The following is a 21,241-nucleotide window of genomic DNA, read 5'->3' as shown; positions in this document are numbered from 1 at the left end:
GAACCCGTGACCACTGAGTTTCACGGGGGGAAGGAACCACCCGCATGACCGTCCACGCCCACACCCACGACCGCACCGGCACCCGGACCCGGACCCGGACCCGGATCCGGACCCGGGCCCGCGGCCGCCTCGCCGCGGCCGTCACGACCGTCGCGCTCGTCGTCTCCGGCGGCGCGGTCACCCCGCTGCTCAGCGCCGCTGCGGCCCCGGCCCCGGCCCCGTCCCTGTCCCCGGCCTCGGCCTCCGCGGCCGTGCCCCTGGCGCCGTGGAACCTCGCCCACCTGGTAGACGGCCCGCTCGCCCGCTACGACAAGACGGAGCTGGCCATCGCCTCCGACGGCACCGCCGTCGCCCTCTGGAACGAGGTCACCGCCGAAGGCAGGCGCACCCTGCACGCCTCCGTGCGCGGCGCCCGGTCCGAGGTCTGGGCCCCGGTCACGCAGCTGGCCTCGACCCCCACCGACCGCGGCGACCTCGCCCTCCTCACGGGTACCGACGGCGCCGTCACCGCCCTGTGGGCCGAATACCCCGAGGACATGTCCGTGGAGGGCGCGCCCTCCACGGCCGCCCGTGTGATGTCCGCCACCGTCTCCGGCGGTACCTGGTCGAAGCCGCAGCCGGTCCTCGGCATCTCTGCGGGCAAGGCCGTCACCGGCGGCCGCCTCGCCGCCGGCCCCGGCGGCACCCTCACCGCCGCCTGGGCTGCCCGGCCCGCCGACGCGAAGACCGGCTGGACGATCGAGACCTCCGTCCGCGCCGCCGACGGCACCTGGTCCGAGCCCGCGACCGTGTCCACCGCCCTGGCCGCGGGCGAGCAGGTCGACGGCCCCGACGTGGCCGTTGACGCCCGCGGTACCACCGTCGTCGCCTACCTGCGAACCTCCCCGCAGGGGGTCCCCTCGATCGAGACCGTCACCCGTACCGCCGCCGGCTCCTGGGGCGCCCCCGTCCCGATGGCCGCGCCGGCGGAAGGCATCACGGCACCCCGCATCGGGGCCGGCGCGGACGGCACCATGGCCGTCAGCTGGAGCAAGCTCATCGGCGACTACACAGAGAACCTGTACGCCGCCGTCCGCCGTCCCGCGGCAGGCTGGTCGGCGCCCCTGGAGATCCCCAACTCGGACGCCGAGGTCGCCGTCCCCTCGCCGCAGCCGTTCGTCTCCCCCGACGGGGACGTCACGGTGGTCTGGGGGGACGCCCTCGACCTCGGTGACGACATCTCGAACAGCGTCTTCACCGCGGTCCTGCCGGCCGGCGCCGCCGAGTGGCCCCGGAGCCGGCGCTTCGGCTGGTCGGCCTGGAACGCCGGCCCGCACGCCGCCATGGCTCCCGACGGCACCCTGCGGGTGGTCTGGGAGACCGAGCGGGAAACCCCGGACAACGAGTGGATCCCGGCCGCCGCCGAGATCGTGCGCGATCCTGCGACCGATACCTGGAGCTCGCCCCGACTCCTGCCCGACGGGGACTCCCGCAGGGACCGCAAGATCAGCCTGAAGATCGCGGCCGGTTCCGACGGCACGGCGACCGCCCTCTGGCACAACTCCTCCGTACGCACCGGTGCCAGGCCCCTGGAGGGGCGCCTGTGGAGTACGCGGACCAGCACCGAGCCGGCGCTCGCCGTGACCGGATCCTCGGTACCGGCAGCCGTCTCCCTGGCGAACAGCACCCCCAAGTCCGAGGTCTGGAAGCCGTCCTGGAAGCTGAACCGCGCCGTTTCCTCCTGGTTGCTGGTCTTGAAGGACCCGGCGGGCCGGACCGTGCGCACGCTCACCGGCGGGCTCGGCCAGTCCCCGCTGACGCCGGTCTGGAACGGCCGTACGGACTCCGGGGCCGTGGCCCCCAACGGTCCGCTGACCTGGACTCTCAAGGGCGCTGCGGTCGCCAGCCCCGACGAAGTGACCCTGGCCTCGGGCAAGTTGAAGGTCGTGGGCGGCTCAGCCGTCTACCGCGACTTCGGCAGCCGCGCCGCCACCGGGACCCCGGACGGGACGGGGGACTTCTTCCAGACCACCGCCTCCGGCTCCCTCCGCACCGCCTACGGCAACCCGGCCACCGGCAACTTCAGCGGCAGCACGACCACCACCGGCTGGCCCAAGGGATTCCGTCCGGTCCCGACGGGTGATGTGAACGGCGACCGCTGCAACGACACCCTGGTCCGCCTGGCCACCGGCGAGATGCGCCTCTACACCCCGGCGTGCGGCGAGGCCCTCCAGCCCACCACCAAGCACAAGGTGCTGGGCAGGGGCTGGAACGCGTACGACGTGCTCACCTCGCCCGGCGACGTCACGAAGGACGGCCGCCCGGACCTCGTCGCCCGCGACCCCGAGACCGGCGGCCTGTACCTCTACGCGGCCACCAAGACGGGCTTCCTCGCTCCGCGCGTCCTGCTGGGCACGGGCTTCAAGGACTACAAGAAGATCGTCGGCGCGGGCGACCTCACCGGTGACGGCATCGGCGACCTCCTCCTCCAGGACAAGGGCAACGGGTTCTGGCGCATGAACGGCACCGGCACCGGCAAGTTCGGCGCCCGCACCCTCCTCGCCAAGGACTGGGGGGCCTCGTACAACGCCGTCATCGGAGCTGGAGACCTGACCGGAGACGGCCGTGCCGACCTCCTCGCCCGCGACACCGCAGGCGCCGTCTGGCGCTGGTCCGGTACCGGCAAGGGCACCTTCGCCGCCAAGACCAGGATCGCCACCGGCTGGCAGGTCTACAACGGCGTCCACTGACCCGCCCGGCAGCGGCCGGCCCGATACCCCCGCGCCGGCCGTCCGCTCCGGGGGCACCGCCCCGTGCCCGGGCCTCGGGGAGCCGGGTCCGGACCCGGGGGATCCCGATGGGCACCCGGCCGAGGTGGTGGCAGATGGGGTGGCGGTCCGGCACCGCCTGCCGTAGCCCGGCACTCTCCGGGGCGGGACCGTCCGCGGCTGTCCGCGGCTGTCCGCGGGAGCGCCCGAGGGTTCAGCCGCGGGACCGTCCGTGATGCGTCCGGGGCGGCGCCGGAAGCACGATGCAAGGGTCTCTGCAACTCGTGGGGGCCGTGGGAGTGAGTGGGCCGTGTCGATCGTGAAGGCCGGATCCGATGTCACTGGGCTCACCGATCACCTGGAGGTGCCCGGGCTGGGGTTCCTCGCCGTCAACGCCTTCGTCCTGCACGCCGCCGTGCCCGTGGCCTCCGACGGCTTGATCTTCCGCTCGAGCGACGCGGCCGGGTCTGTTGCACGATCGGGTGATATCTGAAATGGCTGCGTCTTCGGGTGGCACGGCGGGTGGTTTGCGATTCCCGCCGGGGTCGGCGAAGCCACCCGCCGAGGGGGTGGCCGCAGCGGCAGCGGTGACGCGGTCCAGCCACAGCCGGCCCTCACCGTCTTCGCCGCCGACCCCAGGGTCACCGCCGTGTCCGTCAACCGGGCGTGTGCCAGACCGCCCTGAGGCCGATGTACGGGCACGAAGGCGCGACGCCTTCGGAGGGCGCAGCCCACGTCGTCCGCCTCTGCGACCCAGCGGTCGAGATCGTCAACGGCGCCTACTGCGACCGGAACGCGCGGATGGACCCGGCTCCCTGCGCGACCGAGGAGCGCACCGTCAAGCGGCTGAACAAGCTGGCCGACGTACTCGTCGGCCGCTCGGCCGGACAGCAAGCCAACCGCGGTCGGCAAAGCCGAACGGCGCTGACGCTCACCGGCGCCGGTTCCCCGCGGGGGCGGCCCACAGTCCAGGGCCGCCCCGGCTCCCCTTCCCCTGAACCTAGGCGGCATCCGTCGTGATCGAGCTCCTTCCGTCCCGTCTCCCCGCTCTCGCCCGCTGGTTCCCCGGCGGGGCGCCCGGAGTCGCTCGCCCGCGTCGACCCGTGGGAGCGCATGGTCTAGGTGCACCAGGAGCCCGCCCTGGCCGCTCGCCCGGCGCACGGCATCACCGTGCGCCGCCTGACACCCAAGGACGCGCCGGCGCTCTTCGCGCTCGGACCCGAGACGGCCTGGATCTACAAAACCTGGGGCGGCCGGGAGTAACTCGCCGCCTCCGGCCTCGGCTGGGGCGCCTTCCACCGCGGCCGGGCGCCCTCGCTGGCCTGCACCTACTTCCTCGGCAGCGGCTACGAGGACGTCGCCACCCTGGCCGACCCCGGCCAGGGTGGCGACGTCCTCGCACTGGCCTGCGCCACCGCCCTGTGCGAGGACATCGCCGCCCGCGGCCGTACACCGAGCTGGACCTGCTCCCGCGACAATCGCCCCAGCCGCCTCCTGGCCTGGTCGGCAGTCTTCCGCCTGAACCGCGAATACGTCCACTACGCGACCGGCCCGGCGCGCCGTCAGACCTTCCACAGGCAGGCAGAGGCGACGTGAGCCCGTACGGGAACTCCTGATCGCTGTGACGGGAGCGCCTGCCGCGTGCTTGGCGAGCCGCCCGGCAGGACAGGCCCTGGTGGGCGGACGCGCTCTAGGACACGGTCTCGGCCTGCGTCGTTCGGGTGAAGAGGCGGCCGCCGAGGTCGACGCCGGTGACCGTGCCATCGGCGGCGCGGGTGAAGTAGCCGCGCTGCCCCTTCAGGCCGCCCGCGGTGAGGAGGTACTCGTCGCCGTCGCCGGGCAGGAAGCCCATGGCGGCCGGGGCGTAGTCCGGCGGCATCTCCGTGTCCGAGGCGGCGCGGATCTCCGGCTTGATCTCGACCGCGAGGGTGAGGCGCTGCCCGTCGGTGGCGATGTCGATGTTCATGACGTCGCTCTCGTAGCGGCCGGCGACCTCGCGGGCCCGCGTCTCGTCGTGCGGCACGGGCTCGGGGTCCTTCTCGACCAGGCCGAGGTAGTGCTCGAACGCCGCTTGGATCACGGCCTGGTTGAAGACGTAGCCGTCTTCGGAGTTGGCCAGCGAGGCGACGGCGAAGTCGTGCTCGGGGACGAGGTGGAGTTCGGCGAACTGCCCGTTGCCCGAGCCGCCGTGGCCGACGGTGCGGACTCCGTCGACGCCGCGCAGGAACCAGCAGATGCCGAAGCCGTCGCCCAGCGTGCTGCCGCGCAGTTCCACCGTTTGTTCGCGCATGCCGTGCAGGGTGTCGGCGGCCAGCAGGCCGTCGCCGTCGCCGAGGTGGAAGCGGGCCCAGGCGAGGAGGTCGGTCACGTTGGAGACGATGCCGCCCCCGGGGTTGTCGCCGCGGGCGCCGGCTCGGTACGCCTTCCAGGGCCGGGCGGGCTTCAACTCGCCGGCCGTGTCGCGGACGTAGCCCACCGCGAACTTTCGCACCATGACGTCGTCCAGGCCGAAGACCGTGTTCGCGAGTCCGAGTGGCTCCAGGAGCAGGGAGGCCACGGCCTGCTCGTAGGTCTGTCCGGTGACGTTCTCGATGATCCGGCCGAGGAGGTTGTAGCCGGCCTGGCTGTACGAGGCTCGGGCGCCGGGTGGTGCGATCAGCGGGAGCCGGTCCAGCTTGGCGACGAACGCGGCCAGGGAGCCGTCCTCGTCCTCGCTGTCGATGAAGTTCCAGTCCAGGCCCGCGGTGTGGTTCAGCAGGTTGAGGACGGTGATCCGCTCGGCGGCCGCCTCGTCGGCGAGCACGAGCTCGGGCACGTACCGCCGCACCGGCGCGGCCAGGTCGACCTTGCCCTCATCGACGAGCCGCAGCAGCGCGGTGGCGGTGAAGGTCTTGGTGGTGGATCCGAGGTGGAACAGGGTGTTCTCGTCGACCGGGAGCGGGTGGGCGACGCTGGTGACGCCGTGGTTCAGGAAGATCGTCTGGCCGCCGGCCTGGATGCCGACCGACGCGCCGGGCACGCCGTACTTCTCGGCCAGGGCCGCGACGACCGCGCCGAAATCGCCGTGCTTCTCCTGCTCCTGCATGGATTCCCCCTCGGGTTCGTGAGTCACAAGGATTCTTGAACTAAGTGCAATTGAGTATAGGCGCGCCACTGCACTAAGTTCAAGTAGTCCTCTCGGGTATGCCTCGCAACACCCTCACCCCGGACCGGCTCGTCCGCGCCGCCATCGAGCTGCTCGACGACGAAGGCCTCGACGGCCTCAATATGCGCAACCTGGGCGGTCGGCTCGGCGCGGCCGCCACCGCCGTCTACTGGCACATCACGACCAAGCTGATCGAGCTCTCCGCGGACACCCGGTCCCTCGGGCGTCCTGTGTCCGGCTACGTGCGTGAGCTGATGCGAACCCACCCGGATATCCAGGTCACCGTGCTCATCCCGGAGACCGAACCGGCCCGCCTGTGGCAGCGGATGCTCCAGAACCAGCGTGGCTCGGCCGTTGCCAACGCAGTCCAGCGGGACACCGACGCGGTGATCTGCCGACCGAGATTCCGCGTCACATCCGACGCTCACTGACGCACCCTTGACGGCGGTTGGACGTAACCCGTACGCCGCCGTCAAGACGGTGCCAATTCCCCTGCCGGAAAGGGGATCGCATGACCAACAGGCAGCAATTTCCTGCTTGTTGCGCCGCCGAGGGTCTCTCGTACTCACATGACGGCCGAGGGGGTCGATGGAGAGGGCCCTCGGCGGCGACACCCTTCACCCAGGCACCCGCCTCTCGTCCGCCACCGCCGACAAGGGGGTGCCCCAACCACACTCATCAGAAGGTCCTTTCATGGCTCCCGCCGCCCAGCATGTTCCCCCGGTCTCGGGACCCCGGTCGACCGGCCCTCCCGGAAACGCCCCGGCCAGGTGAACATGCTGGAGCCCGAGCTCCTCGGCACTTCCGCCAGGGAGGCCGTTGCCAAGCTCCACCCGCGTGAGCTGGTCAAGAAGCCGGTGCTGTTCGTCGTCGCCGTCGGCTCCGTACTCACCACCCTCTCCGCCCTCATCCACCCGTCCGTCTTCACCTGGGTCATCAGCGTCTGGCTGTGGCTGACGGTCCTGTTCGCCAATCTGGCCGAGGCGGTCGCCGAGGGCCGGGGCCGCGCCCAGGCCGAGTCCCTGCGCAAGGCACGTACGGACACGGTCGCGCTGCGCCTGGAGCACTGGACGAACGGGGCGAACCTGCGGCAGGCCCGGACCGAGGCCGTCACCCCGGCCGAGCTCCAGCCCTTCGACTTCGTCCTCGTGGAAGCCGGCGAACTGGTCCCGGCCGACGGCGATGTGGTGGACGGGGGCGGCGATCCCTGTGGCTGCTCGGGATCGGGGTCTGGGGCGTCATCGCAGCGATGGTGATCGAGCTCGTCTACCGGCCGTAGCCGAGCACTGCACAGGATTCATCGGATCTATGAAGTCGGCCCTATCCGCCGATGTCCCGGCTGCGGAAGTCTTCCAGAGTCTCGTGCCGGACCAGCATCCGGGCCGTGCCCTCATGGACCGCGATGACTGCGGGCCGGCCCACGAAGTTGAAGCCGGAGGCCATGGACAGCTGGTACGCATCCGCCACCGGTACGGCGATCAGGTCGCCGGGGTGGATGTCGCCGGGCAGTTCGACGTCGGCCGCGAGGACGTCGCCGGCTTCGCAGTGCCGGCCGACGACCGTGGCCGTACGGAGTCCGGCCGTCGAGGCGCGGCCGATGAGACGGGGCGCGTACCGCACCCCGTACCGCGCGGGCCTCGGGTTGTCGCTCATACCGCCGTCGACGGCGACGAACACCGTCTCGCCGGTGTGCTTGACGGCGAGCACCCGGTACAGCGCGACTCCGGCCGGCCCCACGATGGCCCGCCCGGGCTCGACGACGAGACGGGGTACGGCCAGCCCGGCGGCCGCGCAGCCTTCGACGAGCTCGGCGCGCATCCTGCGCGCGAGCGTCGTGAGGTCGAGGGCGGGTTCGCCGGGCCGGTACGCGATGCCGTGGCCACCGCTCATGTCCAGCTCGGCCAGGACGACCCCGTGAGCGTCACGGACACGGGCCATGAGTCCGACCATGCGGCACAGCGCCACCAGGTAGGGCTTCACGTCCGAGATCTGGGAGCCGATGTGACAGTGCAGTCCGGTGAGTTCGAGGCGCGACTGACCGAGCCCGGGAGATGGCGTGCTGTGCGCCCCCGTCGGTCAGGGAGAGACCGAACTTCTGGCCGTCGGCACCGGTGCGGATCTTGTCGTGTCCGCCGGCAGAGACGCCCGGCACCACCCGCACCATGACCTTCTGGCGCCCGCGCGGGCCGACGGCGGCCGCGATCCTCGCCCTCGTCCAGGACGTAGACCGGAGTGTCGAACTTCTCGGCGATCTCTGCCAGTGGTACTCCGCCGACGGCCGGCCCACCGTGCGCGGACCCGGAGAGCCGGAGAGCCGGATCCACGGTTGCTCGACGCCGAGCGTGGCGGCCAGACGGTCCGGACCCGTGAAGCCGACGACGGTGCGAGCTCCCAGCGGGGTGCGGAACAGGCGCACCACGACCTCCGCTCCTCCCGGCCGGACCGGTACGTACAGGGGTCCGGCCGGGATCTGTTCTTCAGGCTCGGGATCGTCGTCGTACTGGAACAAACACGTGGGGCCCTCCCTGAGGAACCACGAGCGGCCGATGACGCCCAGGGTGCGGGGAGGCAGTCCGGGGCGCGGACTCGAAGCCATCCCCGCATCCCTCCAGCTATGGCCACCCCGTAACGAGACCCTTATGGGGGCGGGCCGAGTCCTGACGGATTACTGACGCCGGAGCGGTGTGGCATCGGAGACCCGTCATGGTTACGGATCTCCGCCCCAGAAGGCCGTCAACAACCGCACCTCGTCCTGCGTCGAGGCCCTTTCATGGGGACCGTCGGACGAGACGAGAGGACAGAGGCCGTGCGAAGAGTCGTGGTCGGGGTGACCGGAAACCCGGGGAATCTGGCCGCGTTGCACCGGGCCGCGGCGGAAGCGTCCGGGTCGACTTTGTCCATCGCGACGGCGCGTCTGCACGTCGAGACCGACTGCGGTGACTGGCAGGCCCGCGACGATCAGCAGTGCCACCGGCTCCTGAACGCGCTCCTCCTTGCCTGCCGTCCCCCGGCTACGCGCTTCCACGGTCCGCCAGCTCCATACCGTGCAGTCCCGCGTGCTCTTCGACCGTGCGAGCGCACGCTGCCGCGCCTCGATGAAGGCCGCATCAACACCGGCGGCGTCGCTCCTCTCGGCGACATCCTTGACGCACCTCCCTACGGGCGCCCGCGACGCCGGACCCCTCACTGGAACGCCCATGTTCAAGTGCCGCACCACGACCGGGGGTCGAGTGGACCGACGGCACGGCGGCCGAAGCCGGCATCAGCTCCTCGGCCAGTACACCGTCGCCCTTCGACGGGTCTCGGAACGGACCGTTCGGCGCTGCTGTGCAGTGCGAGACGCGGGGCACGTTGGGCGTGTTCCGGGCGGGCTCGCCGATGTACCGCGGGTGCGTTCACAGCCGGTCAATTGTGGGTGTATTCCGGTCAACCCGGAGCGTGGTTTTCGGCCGCATGCTCGGATGTTCCCCTCTGAGGGATCCGGCGAGTGCGAGGCGCAGCATGGCAGCGACGACGGAAGAGCCCTTCAGGGCTTTGCTGGAAGCGGCACCGGACGCGATGGTGATCGTGGACGACGCCGGGGTGATCCGTCTGGTGAACGCCCAGACCGAGGCCCTGTTCGGCTACCCGCGGGAGGAACTCCTGGGGCGGCCCATCGACGTGCTGGTGCCCGAGCGGTTTCGCGGTCAGCACCCCGGTCACCGGCTCGGCTACGCGGCCAGCCGTCAGGTGCGCCCGATGGGGGCGGGGCTGGAACTGTACGGTCTGTGCCGGGACGGGCGGGAGTTTCCCGTGGAGATCAGCCTGAGCCCGCTGGAGACGCCCGAAGGACTGCTGATCTCGGCGGCCGTACGGGACGTCAGCGAGCGCCGGGCAGCTGAGGAGCGCTTCCGGGCCCTGCTGGAGGCGGCCCCCGACGCGATGGTGATCGTCGACGAGAGGGGAACCATCCAGCTGGTCAATGCCCAGACCGAGGCGCTCTTCGGCTACGGCCGTGAGGACCTGCTGGGCCGGCCCGTCGAGGTGCTCGTGCCCCACCGGTTCCGCGGCCACCATTCCGACTTCCGCGCCGGCTACTTCGTCAACCGGCAGGTCAGACCCATGGGCGCGGGCCTGGAGCTGCACGGGCTGCGACGGGGCGGGGGCGAGTTCCCGGTCGAGATCAGCCTCAGCCCCCTGGAGACGCCTGAGGGTACCCTCGTCTCCGCGGCCATCCGCGACGTCACGGAGCGCAAGGCCGCCGAAGAGACGCTCGCCCGGCTCTACGAGCAGCAGCGTCATGTCGCCCTCACCCTCCAGCGCAGCCTCATGGGCTCACCGCCCGACGTGCCGGGGATGCCGACGGCCAGCCGGTACTTGCCGGCCCGGCAGGGTGCCGGGGTGGGCGGCGACTGGTTCGACCTGATCCCCCTGGGTGGTGGCCGGGTCGGTGTGATGATCGGCGATGTGATGGGGCGCGGCCTGGACGCCGCCGCCGTCATGGGGCAGCTGCGGTCCGCCTCCCACGCCCTGGCGAAGACCGGTATGCCGCCCTGGCAGCTGATGCGCGCCCTCGACGCCGTGGTGAGTGAACTCCCGGACCAGTTCGTCACCTGCTGCTACCTCGTCGTCGACGCCGACGCGGCCGAGGTCACCGTCTGCTCGGCCGGACACCTGCCCGTCCTGTTGGCCGCTCCCGGCGGCGAGGTGACCCGGCTCCCGGCGGACGTGAGCGTTCCGCTCGGGGTCGGCGAGGTACCCCACCACGAGAGCCGGCACGCAGTCGCACCCGGCTCGGTGCTGGCGCTCTATACGGACGGCCTGGTGGAGACACCGGGCAGCGACATCGAAGGGCAGGTCGACGGGCTTGGCGCGGCGCTGGAGAAGGGCCTCGCGACGACCGGATCCCTGGAAGCCGCGGCGGACCGGCTGCTGAGTGACCTCCTTCCGGACGTCGACGACAACCCGGACGACGTCACCCTCCTGCTCGTGCGCATCCCGGAGATCCCGGCCACTTCGCGGACCGTGGTCCTGGACGCCGATCCGAGCAGCGTGGGGGAGGGCCGCCGGTTCCTGCGCGCCACACTGGCCGCGTGGGGCAGGGACGACGAACAGCTGCGAGAGACGGCCTGTCTGCTCGTCTCCGAGCTCCTCTCCAACGCGGTGCGCCACGGCCGCGGTCCGCTCCGGCTCCGGATGCGGCAGGCCGGACGGGAGCTGGGGGTCGAAGTCTGCGACGGGAGCCCGGTGCTTCCCCAGGCCCGCTTCGCCGCACCGGACGCGGAATCGGGCCGAGGCCTGCTCCTCGTGGACTCCATGGCCAGCTCCTGGGGCACCCTCCCGACAGCGGAGGGCAAAGCCGTCTGGTTCGCCCTTCCCTTGCCCTCCCCGCGTCGTTGACAAGGCCCGCACCGTCTCGAAGAGGGTCCTCAACGACAGGATCGAACCCATCCGTGGTTTCAATCTCTTCGGCGTCAGGGCCTCGTCGCGGACCCGGCCGTCGTTGATTGACGAGAGCGGTTCCCGCGAAGTCGTATTCGACGGCGATCGCGTCCCCGTTGGCGATGGTCCGTTTGACGGTGAACTGCCGGTCGGGAACGGCGCCGGCGTACTCCTGCAGGTGATGCCTGAAGGCGTCCCGGCCGGTGAAGGCGAGCCCGAAGGACCCGCACTCGTAGGTGGTGTCGTCGGTGTACAGGTCCCCGAAACGGTCGAAGTCCTGCTCGTTGTAGGCGGTGGCTCACTCGTGCACGAGTTTGTCGCTGTTCATGGCTCTGGTTCCGTGTGTTGCCCGGAGCCCTGGTCAGGCGTACTTGCCGAGTTCGCCGGCCTGGAGGGCGGCTTGGTCGTTGATGCCGATGGCGTAGCCGTCCGGGTCGCGGAAGTAGAAGATGCGCTGGCCCGTGTGGTCGGTGTCGGTGTCCTTGATGATCTCCGCGTGTCAGCGGGTGCTGCTGATGCAGAAGGGCTGGCCGGAGGGGTCGAGCAGGACGGTCCAGTGGTCCCCGCCCGGCTGGTGGGCGGGCTTGGTCGCGCCCAGCCCGAGGAGCCGCTTCTCCGCTGCCTCGACGTCGTCGAACCTGATGTCCATGTGGAAGGCGAGTTCGTCCCTCGGCCAGGTGGGGGCCTTGAACGTCGTGGCGGACCAGAAGACGTACATCGTGTCGCCGACCCACACGGGGAACGCCGCCGGGTTGCCGTCCTCGTCCCGGTACGGCTCGGAGACCTGCGCGCCGAGGGCTGCGGCGTAGAACTTTGCGAGCGCGCCTCCGTCCTCGGCCCAGATCGCGTGCGACAGGACCTTGCCGCTCTTGGTGCCGTCGGCATGTGCGTCCGCCATGGTCTTCTCCTCCGGTGGGGTCGGCTGGGGCGGTTTCGCCCTCTGCAATCGACCGTAGTAGTCATATAGGACAAGGAATGTCCCATATGGCTTGTGGCGGGGTCACGCGGGGCGGGTGCCGTGGTGCGTGAGTAGCGTGAGCGCCATGGCGTATGACGAGGTGCTGGCGGAGCGGGTCCGGGAGCTGCTGGAGGAGGGCGACGCGGTCGTCGCGAAGAAGATGTTCGGCGGGCTCGTCTTCACGGTGACGGAAAACACGGCGGTCGGCGTGGTCGGCGACGACCTGCTGGTACGAGTCGCCCCGGACGACACCCCGCAGGCCCTCGCCCAGCCCGGCGCGCGGCCCTTCGAGGTCCGCGGCCGGATCTCGAAGGGCTGGGTCATCGTGGCAGGAGAAGTCCTCGACGACCACGTCCTGGACGACTGGCTGCAACTGGGGCAGAAAGCCGCTGCCGCACATCCGCCGAAGTAGCCCCCTCCGCACCCGCCCGAGCCCCGGCCGTCGTTTGCCGACAGCAACCGAGTGGGGAACGAAGAGCAGTACCGGCCGATGTTTTCAAGGCTCTGACCGGAGTTCCGTGAAAGGCCAGATCGTCGGAATCGGGATGCCTGGAAACCGCCGCCACTCCGCAGGGTGCTACCCGGCAGCCACTACCTGGCCGGCCGTCACCTGAGGACGGTTGGGGAGCAGTGACGCGAGGTTGTCCCGGACGAAGTCCGCCGCCTTCTTGATCGACTCTTCGGCACCGGCTTGGTCTTCAAAGACGCTGGTAGAGACCATCACTCCGTCCCCGGCGTCAACCCAGTAGTACGCCACGAATCCTGGGACTTGCCGGATGAGAGGCACGAATCCCTCGTCCACTTGGCGTCCCGCCTCGGCAGGGTCGGTCACCCCTTCGTAACGCCGGATCACTGCGTACATAGCTGATCTCCTCATGGATCCCAAGGCCACCTTGCGCGAAACGACCTACCCCCACCGCGCGTCTCTCGCTCGAGGAATGTCCGGAAATGACCCGGAAGGACGCATTCGTGATCCGAACCGGGCATCTGCTGTGGCCAAGGCCCGGTGAACCGGGGCTTCACGGAATTCCGGGCAGAGCCGATTTCGCAGATTCTCATCAGGCCTGTTCTGCCAGGTTACGAGCTCGTCGACCACCGCGTCGGTGACCTTGCTGATCAGATCGGGACTGACCTCGACGCCATAGGTCTGCGCCAGGTGGGAGCGGATGTCGCGCACGCTCATCCTGCGGGCGTAGAGCGAGAGGATCCGGTCGTTGAACCCGGCAAGCCGGCGGGCGTTCTTCGGGACCAGGCGTGGTTCGAAGTCGCCGTTGCGGTCCCGCGGCACCGTCAGAGTGACCGCACCGGCATGGGTCGGAACCGTCTTGGGCGAGGTCCCGTTCCGCGAGTTCCCCGACCCGTGACCTGCAGGATCTCTGCGTTCGTAGCCGAGGTGCTCACTCATCTCGGCTTCCAGGGCCCGCTCCAGAACGGCCCGGGTGATCTCCGTCAGCAGCCCGCCCTCACCGAGCAGGGCCGCCCCCGAGGCACCGGCTTTGTCGAGCGGCCGCTCGACGACCTCATCGACCATCGCGTCGCAAGCCACCGCCGAGGTGACTGGTTCCGTCTTGTCTGCCATGACTCGTCCGTTCCGCCTGGCCCGCAGGCCCGAGGCCGAGCCCCGGGCCAGGCTGTCACATCACGGACTTACACGATCTTTCAGACACGCTCTATCCCGCGTTGCCTGACCCTGGCGGGGACCAGGAGGCGGCTGTTGTCGTCCCGCTTGGTTTACGGGGCGTGGAAGGCGAGGACGACGTTGTGGCCGCCGAACCCGAAGGAGTTGCTGAGGGCTGCTGTCGTGCGTTGCTCGGCTGCGGTGTGTGAGATGAGGTTGAGGTCGGTGTCGGGGTCTGGGTGTTCCAGGTTGGCGGTGGGCGGGATCAAGGAGTGCTGGATGCTCAGCACGGTGAGGGCGGCTTCCACGGCTCCGGTGGCGCCGAGGGAGTGGCCCAGGACGCCTTTGGTGGAGGACACCGCGGGACCGTGGGGCAGGACCGCGCGGATGGTGTGGGCTTCGACGGTGTCGTTGAGACGGGTGGAGGTGCCGTGCGCGTTGACGTATGAGATGTCGCTGCCGCTCAGGTCGGCGTCGGTGAGGGCGGTGGCCATGGCCTGGCGGATGCCGCGGCCCTCGGGGTGGGGTGTGGTGGGGTGGTAGGCGTCGGTGGTGGAGCCGCAGCCGGCCAGCAGAGCCCGGGGACGGTGCCCGCGGGCGATCGTGTCCGGGACACGTTCGAGGACGAGGATGGCGGCGGCTTCGCCGAGGACGAATCCGTCCCGTGCCGCATCGAAAGGCCGGCAGGCTGCTGCGGGATCGTCGCAGCGCGTGGAGAGGGCCCCGAGCTGGGCCAGGCCGGTCATGATCAGAGGCGTGTTACAGGCTTCGGCACCGCCGGCAATGACGACGTCGCACTGCCGGGAGGCGAGCAGGTCGCGTGCGATGACGAGGGCGGTGGCGCCGGAGGCACAGGCGGTCCCGGTGGCCAGGCTCGGGCCCCGGGCGCCGGTGGCCAGAGCGACCTCCCCCGCGGGGGTGCTGGGTCCGATCATCGGCAGCAGCAGGGGCGAGACCCGTCGAGGCCCGAACTCCCGCAGACGCCGGCTCTGGGTTTCCCAGGTGTGCGAGGCCCCCACCCCGCAGCCAATGACCACTCCTACCCGCGCACCATCCCAAACGGCGGGATCCAGCCCCGCGTCACGCAGAGCCTGCCCGGCGGCGATGACGGCCAGCTGACTGGAGCGGTCCAGCCGGTGCACAGTACGGCGCCCCAGCACCTCGGCAGGATCAAAAGGTGGCAGGGAGCAGCAGAAATCGACGGGCAGGCCGGCCAGCTGGTCGCTGGTGGCGGCCGTCGACTTCCCGCCGAGGACTCCCGCCCAGGTGGCGTCCACGCCGATCCCGGACGCGGTGAGCATGCCGAGCCCACTGACGGCGATGGCGGGCGCGCTCACCACCCACCGCCTGCGCATGTATCCAGGAAGGCGGCGGGAGCCATGCCCTCGCCGTTCGCGGTCACGGTTTGTACGGGTTTCGCCCCGGTGCTGGAGGCGGGCAGCTGGACGGGAGGCGTGGGGCGGAGCCGGTTCGAGGTCACCTAGTACTGCAACGGTGTTTGCCGTGACGGTTGGGCAGGTCGTTCGTTGGTCAGGTCATGGGTGGGGAACTTGGGGATGCCCGGTTGTGGGCTGGTGAACTGAAGTCGTTGCATGGGCGGTTCGTGCACCGTTTCTCCAGGTCGGAGCCGCGGGAGTCGGCTCTTGCCTATATGCGGGGGCTGTTAGCCCCGCTGGAGCGGAAGAACGGCTGGACGCTTGCCGAGGAGGCCGGTCATGGCGGTCCTGACCGGATCCACCGGCTGCTGAACCGGATCGACTGGAATGCGGACGAGGTCCTGGGCGACGTCCGTGACTACGTCATCGAGCACCTCGGTGACCCGGAAGCGGTGCTGATCGTGGACGACACCGGGTTCCTGAAGAAGGGCGTCCGCTCGGCCGGGGTCCAGCGCCAGTACTCCGGAACCGCCGGACGGACGGAGAACTCCCAGATCGGCGTCTTCCTCGCCTATGCCGGCGCCCGTGGCCGCACCCTGATCGACCGCCGGTTGTATCTGCCCACGTCATGGACGGATAACCGGGAACGCTGCCGGGCCGCCGGCATCGACGACTCGGTCGGCTTCGAGACGAAGGTGGTGACGGCCAAGGCCATGGTCCGCCGGGCGATCGACGAGAAGATCCCGTTCCGGTGGGTGACCGCGGACGCCGCCTACGGCTTCTCCAAAGGCTGGCGCACGGAGCTGGAGCGGGCGGATGTCTTCCATGTCATGGCCACCACCCGCCACGACACCGTCGTCACCCGCTGGGCCATGGACCACCCCGTCCACGACCTGTTCCCCGGCCTTCCGAGGCAGAAGTGGAAGCGCCGCTCCTGCGGGAACGGCGCCCACGGCCCGCGCGTCTACGACTGGGCCAGGGTGGAGGTCCGGCCCTGCACCGCGAGGACCGCCGCCATTGGGTGATCGCCCGCCGCAGCGTCCGACGGCCGGACGAGATCTCCTACTACATCGCCTACTGCCCCGCCGAAACCACCCTCGACGAACTCATCCGCATCGCGGGCGCCCGGTGGGCGGTCGAGGAATGCTTCCAGAGTGCGAAACAGGAATGCGGCCTGGACGACTACCAGGTCCGCCGCTACGACGGCTGGCACCGCCACATGACCTTGGCCATGGCCGTCCACGCCTGCCTCACCGTCCTGCGAGCCCGCGAACTCGACACCGGGAAAGCAGAAACGGATCCTCCCAGCTCATACCCCTCACCCTGCCCGAACTCCGACGCCTGATCAGCCGACTTACCCGGCCCCGCGCGAGCATCGACCACGTCCTGCACTGGTCACACTGGCGACGGCGACGACAGTTCCAGGCACGCGTCAGCCACTACAAACGACGCGGCCACACACCCCCAGAAGCCAACAAACCATCACAGCAAACACCGTTGCAGTACTAGGGTTTGCCGCGTGGGCGTCAACGGAGGGGGTTCGGTGCCGGCTGTGGCGGAGCGGATGTCGAGTCGGGTGGCGGACGCGCCAGGGGCGTGGCCTCTCCTTGGGCACCTTCCGCACTTGAGGCGCGGGCCCTTGGAGTTCATGAAGTCGTTATCGGGTCACGGTGCCCTGGTCCGGATCCGGCTGGGTCCGGTGCGGGCGTATGTGGTCTGCGAGCCGGGGTTGGTGCAGCAGATGCTCCGGGAGCCGGCGGTGTTCGACAAGGGCGGGATGCTCTTCGACAAGGCCCGGCAGATCGTGGCGAACGGGCTGGCGACCAGTGCGTGGGCCGAGCATCAGCGCCAGCGTCCGCTGGTACAACCGGCCTTCGCGCGTGCCAGGCTGGAGGCATATACACAGGTCATGACTGAGGAGGCCGACGCCTTGGCCGGGGCGTGGCAGGCTGAACAGCCAATCGACATCGCGAAACAGATGATCGAATTGTTCGCGCGGATCACCGCACGCACCCTGTTCGGTTCTGATCTGGACCGAGCTTCCATCGCGACCATCCAGCAAGCCATGCCCATCGTCATCGAGGGCGTCTACCGGCAGATGACTGCACCGCTCCGGCTGTGGGAGAAACTGCCCACCACCGCCAACCGGAAGTACCACCGGGCAGCGGCGGACATGCACGCAGTCATCGACCAGGTGATCGTTGAGCACGAAGGCATCAAGGGCGGCCGCCCCGACGGTGAGGACATGCTGTCGGCGCTGCTCGAAGCCCGTGAGGGCGAGGACAGGCTGAGTAGCAGGGAAGTCCACGAGCAGATCTTCACGTTCCTGATGGCCGGAATCGAGACCACCGCGAACGCCATGTCCTGGACCCTGCACCTGCTCGCCCGGCATCCCGAAGTCCAGGAGCGTCTGCACTCCGAAATCGCCGACGTCCTCGGAGGGCAGGTGCCCACCCTCAAGGACCTCTCCCGCCTGGAGTACACCCGCGGCGTACTGACCGAGGCGATGCGCCTGTACCCGCCGGCCTGGCTGCTCACCCGGTCCACGACCGCCGACGCCAGCCTGGGCCAGTGGCGCATCCCCGCGGGCAGTGCCGTGGTGTTCAGCCCCTACATGCTCCACCATGACGCGCGGCTGTTCCCCGATCCCGAACACTTCGACCCCGACCGCTGGTGTTCCCCGCGTGGCGACAAGGCTGGTCAGCGTGGCCTGTTCCCGTTCGGTGGTGGCGCACGCAAGTGCATCGGTGACGTCTTCAGCCTCACCGAGGCGTTGATCGCCCTCGTGGCGGTCAGTACCCGGTGGCGCCTGACTCCGGGGCCGGGTCCCGAGCCCCGGCCGCTTGCCAAGGCCGCGCTGACGCCCGACCGCGTCATCGTCATCGCCCACCCGCGACCGTCTCCCGACGACGGCGGCGGCCGGTGACCGGCCGGCCGTAAGACAGGCCCGCGCACCTCGCTCTCCTGCCTCGGCTCATCCCCTAGCGTCGGCCACAGCGCCCCACCGCGTGGCGGACTGCGTCTGGACCCAGCCCGCCGCGCACCGCGCCAGCCGCCCCGCTCTGCACGCGCGCTGTCACAATCCACCACGACCGCACAGACGAGGACCCAGCATGGCATCACAACCATTAACAGTGCCCCGGGCCAAATCCGCAGGTCAGATCCTGGCCGATGCCGCGCGTACCGTCGACCCAGCCTTGCGCCGGGCCGTCCGGCACCTGACGCCACCGATACGTCGCCTGACGGACTACCACCTCGGCTGGACCGACGCCCAGGGGCTCCCCGCAACCGTGCCGGGTAAGAGCCTGCGCCCGGCGCTGGCCCTCCTGGCGTGCCAGGCTGTCGGGGGCCGGGCGGCCCAGGCCCTGCCCGCTGCGGTCGCGGCCGAACTGGTCCACAACGCCTCCCTGCTGCACGACGACGTCATCGACAACGACCAGCTGCGGCGCCACCGTCCCACCATCCAGGCCCTGTTCGGCACATCGGCGGCCATTCTGGCCGGCGACGCGTTGTTCTTCCTCGCCGTGCAGACCCTGGCACAGGCGCCCGCACCACTGTGCGGCACCGGCCTGCAGTGGCTGACGGCGGCCGTACAGGAGCTGATCGACGGCGAGTACGCCGACACCACCCTCGAACAGAGCCCCGAACCAGTCAGCCTGAGCGAGACCGCCGCGATGGCCGCGGCGAAGACCGGCTCACTGATCGCCGTCTCCTGCGCCCTGGGAGCCCTGGCGGGCGGAGCCGACGCCCGGCGAACCGCCCATCTGCGTGATTTCGGCGCGCACCTGGGCCAGTGCTTCCAGCTCGCGGACGACATCCTCGGTATCTGGGGCGACCCGGCGGTGACGGGCAAGCCACGCCTGGCCGACCTGCAGGCACGCAAGAAGAGCCTGCCGGTGGCGGCAGCACTGTCCGCGGACAACGAACCCGCCCGCGAACTCGCCGCCCTGTACGCCACTTCCCGCCCACTGGGCCCCGACGAACTCGAACGAGCCGCCCACCTCGTCGAGGCCGCCGGCGGACGCGACTGGGCCGTCGGCCAGAGCCGCCGCCACCTGGCTCAGGCGCTGGAAAGCCTGCGCGCAGCCGACCCCGAGCAGGTGGCCGAAGCCGACCTCACCACTCTGGCCCGCCTCGCCGCCGACCGGACCCACTGAAACCCGCACCCCAGGAGCACCCCATGACCGCCCCCGCCCCCGCCCCCGCCGCCGCATTCGAGCTGCCGACTTTCTGGGCGCCGATCACCCCCCTCGCCAACGCCGACACCCAGGCCATGGCCGAGGAGATCGGCCACTGGCTTCAGCAGGCCGGGGTGTGCTCCGACGCCGAACACGCCGCCCTGCTCGGCACCGTCGGCGCCTACGGCACCGCCGCCACCATCCCCTCCGCCACCGGCCTCAGCGCCCGCACCCTGGCCCGCTACATGGCCTGGGGCTTCGCCCTGGACGACGAAGGCGACCGCGCCGGCACCTCCGAAGACAGCCTCCACCAGACCATCCGCCGCATCACCCGCCTCGTCCAGGTCATGGAGACACCAGACGCCCTCACACCCGACGACGACCTCTGGGTCCGCGCCTGGGCCGACATCGCCCAAGACCTGCACACCATCGCCCAACCCTCAGCCCTGCGCCGCGCCATCGACGGATTCCGCAGCTACGCACTGGGCCTGGTCCACGAAGCCTCCCTCCAGCGGACCTCCACCCTGCCATCCCTCGACGAGTACCTCGCCTTCCGCTACGCCTCCGGCGCCGGCGCCGCCGTGGCCGCCATGGTCGAAATCGCCACCGGCGTCGACATCCCCGCCCACGAGATCGACGCACCCGCCACAATCGCCGCCACCCAGACCGCCGTGACCATCGCCCTGCTCGACAACGAACTCCTCTCCCGCCACAAAGAGACCGAACGCGGCGAATACGACTGCAGCCTCATCCGCGTCCTGCAGAACGAAGACCCCCACCTCACCCTCCAAGAAGCCGTCGACACAGCCAACGCCCTACGCAACCGCACCCTGGACACCTTCCTCAAACTCCGCGACACCCTCCACCCCGACGCCAGCCCCCAACTGCGCACCTACCTCGAAGCCCTCGGTCACCTCATCGCCGGCGTCACCATGTGGACCGCCACCTCCCCCCGCTACACCAGCGACACCTCCCCGGCCAACGAGCCCCGGCTGTCCGACACCGCCGCCGACCGGCACCACCCTCTGACCCTTCCGATGGACCTCGCACGCTGGAACCGCTTCACCGGTGGAACCGGCCGTCCGACGTCGCTTGGGGCATGAGACTGTCTGGTCGTGTCGGAGATGATGAATGGGTTGGAGGCGGCCTTGGCCGAGGCGTCGTGTCCTTCGTGGTCGCAGCGTGTCCGTGCCGGGCGTGACCTTGCTCCCTTCGCTGACGTTCCTGAGGCTGCGGAAGCGTTGGTGGGGCTATTGCTGGACATCAAGGACACGGCGGTGACCCGGCAGACGGCAAAGGTGCTGGTCGGCGCGGGGACGGTGACCGCCCTACGGCTCATCGCTCTCGCGGTTGCCGAGGCTGACGACCACCAGGCTGACTGGCTGCAGACCGGGGTGCATGACGCGCTCGTGGGGCCGGACGGTGTGCTGGACGTCGCAGCGGTCTGCGGGCAGCTCGCCCGGGACCCGGAAAAAGCTGTCCGTCGGGGTGCCGCGGAGATCTCAGCGTGGGCGGACGGCACGAGATGCTGATGTGAGTCGAGTCGACGCGCACACGCTCGTCGGCATGGTCGGGCTGGCCGACGTCGCCGCGCACTGCCGGACGCGACAGTCGGCGACCTGCTCCAGACGATCTCCCAGGACTGACGACTGACGCTTTCCTGCCGCACTTGTGGGGGGGGGGGGGGAAAAGGGGGGGGGGGGGAGAGGGGGGAGAGAGGGGGGGGGGGGCAGGGTTGGGGGGCGGTTCCTCGGGGGGGGGAGGGGAGGGGGGTGGGGGGGTGGGTTCCCCCTACGGG

General features: G+C 70.4%; 14 protein-coding genes and 8 pseudogenes. 14 read left to right on the top strand and 8 right to left on the bottom strand.

Annotation, left to right across the window (positions count from 1 at the left end; translation table 11 throughout):
• Positions 1-44 precede the first annotated feature (44 nt).
• The 5 genes and pseudogenes from ACZ7H1_RS30320 to ACZ7H1_RS30300 all read left to right on the top strand — a co-directional run.
• Positions 45-2,729 carry an FG-GAP-like repeat-containing protein gene (locus tag ACZ7H1_RS30320; protein ID WP_470790984.1) on the top strand — a complete coding sequence of 895 codons (2,685 nt, stop codon included), beginning with the start codon at positions 45-47 and terminating at the stop codon, positions 2,727-2,729.
• 328 nt (positions 2,730-3,057) lie between these two features.
• Positions 3,058-3,240 (top strand): hypothetical protein, encoded by a 183-nt coding sequence (locus ACZ7H1_RS30315; protein WP_470790983.1) that lies wholly within the window; start codon positions 3,058-3,060, stop codon positions 3,238-3,240.
• A gap of 105 nt (positions 3,241-3,345) precedes the next feature.
• A pseudogene (locus ACZ7H1_RS30310) lies at positions 3,346-3,632 on the top strand (SDR family NAD(P)-dependent oxidoreductase); the annotation flags it as partial.
• 237 nt (positions 3,633-3,869) lie between these two features.
• Positions 3,870-4,010, top strand: coding sequence for a hypothetical protein (locus tag ACZ7H1_RS30305; protein WP_470790982.1), 141 nt, complete (start codon positions 3,870-3,872; stop codon positions 4,008-4,010).
• A gap of 18 nt (positions 4,011-4,028) precedes the next feature.
• Positions 4,029-4,343, top strand: a pseudogene (locus ACZ7H1_RS30300) (GNAT family N-acetyltransferase); the annotation flags it as partial.
• A gap of 94 nt (positions 4,344-4,437) precedes the next feature.
• Here ACZ7H1_RS30300 and ACZ7H1_RS30295 read toward each other — a convergent pair.
• Positions 4,438-5,832 carry a serine hydrolase domain-containing protein gene (locus ACZ7H1_RS30295; protein ID WP_470790981.1) on the bottom strand — a complete coding sequence of 465 codons (1,395 nt, stop codon included), beginning with the start codon at positions 5,830-5,832 and terminating at the stop codon, positions 4,438-4,440.
• A gap of 248 nt (positions 5,833-6,080) precedes the next feature.
• Between ACZ7H1_RS30295 and ACZ7H1_RS30290 the strand changes: the two are divergent.
• Both ACZ7H1_RS30290 and ACZ7H1_RS30285 read left to right on the top strand, forming a co-directional pair.
• Positions 6,081-6,323 (top strand): annotated as a pseudogene (locus ACZ7H1_RS30290) (amino acid permease); the annotation flags it as partial.
• Between the two features lie 345 nt (positions 6,324-6,668).
• On the top strand, positions 6,669-7,148 hold the full coding sequence (locus ACZ7H1_RS30285) for a P-type ATPase actuator domain-containing protein (protein WP_470790980.1): 480 nt from the start codon (positions 6,669-6,671) through the stop codon (positions 7,146-7,148).
• Positions 7,149-7,212: 64 nt separating this feature from the next.
• Here the strand turns inward: ACZ7H1_RS30285 and ACZ7H1_RS30280 are convergent.
• Positions 7,213-8,101, bottom strand: a pseudogene (locus tag ACZ7H1_RS30280) (diaminopimelate decarboxylase family protein); the annotation flags it as partial.
• 147 nt (positions 8,102-8,248) lie between these two features.
• Positions 8,249-8,488, bottom strand: a pseudogene (locus tag ACZ7H1_RS30275) (hypothetical protein); the annotation flags it as partial.
• A gap of 905 nt (positions 8,489-9,393) precedes the next feature.
• Between ACZ7H1_RS30275 and ACZ7H1_RS30270 the strand changes: the two are divergent.
• On the top strand, positions 9,394-11,271 hold the full coding sequence (locus ACZ7H1_RS30270; RefSeq protein WP_470790979.1) for a PAS domain S-box protein: 1,878 nt from the start codon (positions 9,394-9,396) through the stop codon (positions 11,269-11,271).
• Positions 11,272-11,371: 100 nt separating this feature from the next.
• On the opposite strand, the pseudogene ACZ7H1_RS30265 reads toward ACZ7H1_RS30270, so the two are convergent.
• Positions 11,372-11,596: pseudogene (locus tag ACZ7H1_RS30265) on the bottom strand (nuclear transport factor 2 family protein); the annotation flags it as partial.
• A gap of 216 nt (positions 11,597-11,812) precedes the next feature.
• Positions 11,813-12,211, bottom strand: a complete 399-nt coding sequence (locus tag ACZ7H1_RS30260) for a VOC family protein (RefSeq protein ID WP_470790978.1) — start codon at positions 12,209-12,211, stop codon at positions 11,813-11,815.
• 145 nt (positions 12,212-12,356) lie between these two features.
• On the opposite strand from ACZ7H1_RS30260, the gene ACZ7H1_RS30255 reads away from it, so the two are divergent.
• The gene (locus tag ACZ7H1_RS30255; protein WP_470790977.1) at positions 12,357-12,683 is read left to right on the top strand and encodes a TfoX/Sxy family protein; all 327 of its coding nucleotides are present in this window, start codon (positions 12,357-12,359) and stop codon (positions 12,681-12,683) included.
• Positions 12,684-12,848: 165 nt separating this feature from the next.
• On the opposite strand, the gene ACZ7H1_RS30250 is transcribed toward ACZ7H1_RS30255, so the two are convergent.
• The 3 genes and pseudogenes from ACZ7H1_RS30250 to ACZ7H1_RS30240 all read right to left on the bottom strand — a co-directional run bounded on the left by ACZ7H1_RS30250 (position 12,849) and on the right by ACZ7H1_RS30240 (position 15,244).
• Positions 12,849-13,133 carry a hypothetical protein gene (locus ACZ7H1_RS30250; RefSeq protein WP_470790976.1) on the bottom strand — a complete coding sequence of 95 codons (285 nt, stop codon included), beginning with the start codon at positions 13,131-13,133 and terminating at the stop codon, positions 12,849-12,851.
• A gap of 198 nt (positions 13,134-13,331) precedes the next feature.
• Positions 13,332-13,850 (bottom strand): annotated as a pseudogene (locus ACZ7H1_RS30245) (transposase); the annotation flags it as partial.
• 152 nt (positions 13,851-14,002) lie between these two features.
• Entirely contained in the window at positions 14,003-15,244 is a 1,242-nt protein-coding gene (locus tag ACZ7H1_RS30240; protein ID WP_470790975.1) for a beta-ketoacyl-[acyl-carrier-protein] synthase family protein, read from the bottom strand.
• Positions 15,245-15,426: 182 nt separating this feature from the next.
• Here ACZ7H1_RS30240 and ACZ7H1_RS30235 point away from each other — a divergent pair.
• The 5 genes and pseudogenes from ACZ7H1_RS30235 (at position 15,427) to ACZ7H1_RS30215 (ending at position 20,975) form a co-directional block, all read left to right on the top strand.
• A pseudogene (locus ACZ7H1_RS30235) lies at positions 15,427-16,610 on the top strand (IS701 family transposase).
• 219 nt (positions 16,611-16,829) lie between these two features.
• Positions 16,830-18,191: a cytochrome P450 gene (locus ACZ7H1_RS30230; RefSeq protein WP_470791016.1), complete on the top strand. Its 1,362-nt coding sequence runs from the start codon at positions 16,830-16,832 to the stop codon at positions 18,189-18,191.
• Between the two features lie 271 nt (positions 18,192-18,462).
• Complete coding sequence (locus tag ACZ7H1_RS30225; protein ID WP_470790974.1) at positions 18,463-19,422, top strand: polyprenyl synthetase family protein; 960 nt, start codon at positions 18,463-18,465, stop codon at positions 19,420-19,422.
• A 23-nt stretch (positions 19,423-19,445) separates the two neighbouring features.
• Positions 19,446-20,546, top strand: a complete 1,101-nt coding sequence (locus ACZ7H1_RS30220) for a terpene synthase family protein (RefSeq protein ID WP_470790973.1) — start codon at positions 19,446-19,448, stop codon at positions 20,544-20,546.
• A 21-nt stretch (positions 20,547-20,567) separates the two neighbouring features.
• The gene (locus tag ACZ7H1_RS30215; RefSeq protein ID WP_470791015.1) at positions 20,568-20,975 is read left to right on the top strand and encodes a HEAT repeat domain-containing protein; all 408 of its coding nucleotides are present in this window, start codon (positions 20,568-20,570) and stop codon (positions 20,973-20,975) included.
• Positions 20,976-21,241 lie beyond the last annotated feature (266 nt).

It is taken from the genome of Streptomyces sp. NPDC037401 (assembly GCF_055602345.1).
Note: the sequence above shows the minus strand (reverse complement) of the source record. Positions and strands in the feature narration are given on the sequence as shown.

Excerpts from the sequence above, each read along its gene's own strand:
- ACZ7H1_RS30255 (WP_470790977.1), top strand. The coding sequence starts at position 12,357 with ATGGCGTATGACGAGGTGCTGGCGGAGCGGGTCCGGGAGCTGCTGGAG.
- ACZ7H1_RS30260 (WP_470790978.1), bottom strand. The coding sequence starts at position 12,211 with ATGGCGGACGCACATGCCGACGGCACCAAGAGCGGCAAGGTCCTGTCG.
- ACZ7H1_RS30240 (WP_470790975.1), bottom strand. The coding sequence starts at position 15,244 with ATGCGCAGGCGGTGGGTGGTGAGCGCGCCCGCCATCGCCGTCAGTGGG.
- ACZ7H1_RS30230 (WP_470791016.1), top strand. The coding sequence starts at position 16,830 with ATGTCGAGTCGGGTGGCGGACGCGCCAGGGGCGTGGCCTCTCCTTGGG.
- ACZ7H1_RS30270 (WP_470790979.1), top strand. The coding sequence starts at position 9,394 with ATGGCAGCGACGACGGAAGAGCCCTTCAGGGCTTTGCTGGAAGCGGCA.
- ACZ7H1_RS30220 (WP_470790973.1), top strand. The coding sequence starts at position 19,446 with ATGACCGCCCCCGCCCCCGCCCCCGCCGCCGCATTCGAGCTGCCGACT.
- ACZ7H1_RS30285 (WP_470790980.1), top strand. The coding sequence starts at position 6,669 with ATGCTGGAGCCCGAGCTCCTCGGCACTTCCGCCAGGGAGGCCGTTGCC.
- ACZ7H1_RS30250 (WP_470790976.1), bottom strand. The coding sequence starts at position 13,133 with ATGTACGCAGTGATCCGGCGTTACGAAGGGGTGACCGACCCTGCCGAG.
- ACZ7H1_RS30295 (WP_470790981.1), bottom strand. The coding sequence starts at position 5,832 with ATGCAGGAGCAGGAGAAGCACGGCGATTTCGGCGCGGTCGTCGCGGCC.
- ACZ7H1_RS30320 (WP_470790984.1), top strand. The coding sequence starts at position 45 with ATGACCGTCCACGCCCACACCCACGACCGCACCGGCACCCGGACCCGG.
- ACZ7H1_RS30215 (WP_470791015.1), top strand. The coding sequence starts at position 20,568 with ATGATGAATGGGTTGGAGGCGGCCTTGGCCGAGGCGTCGTGTCCTTCG.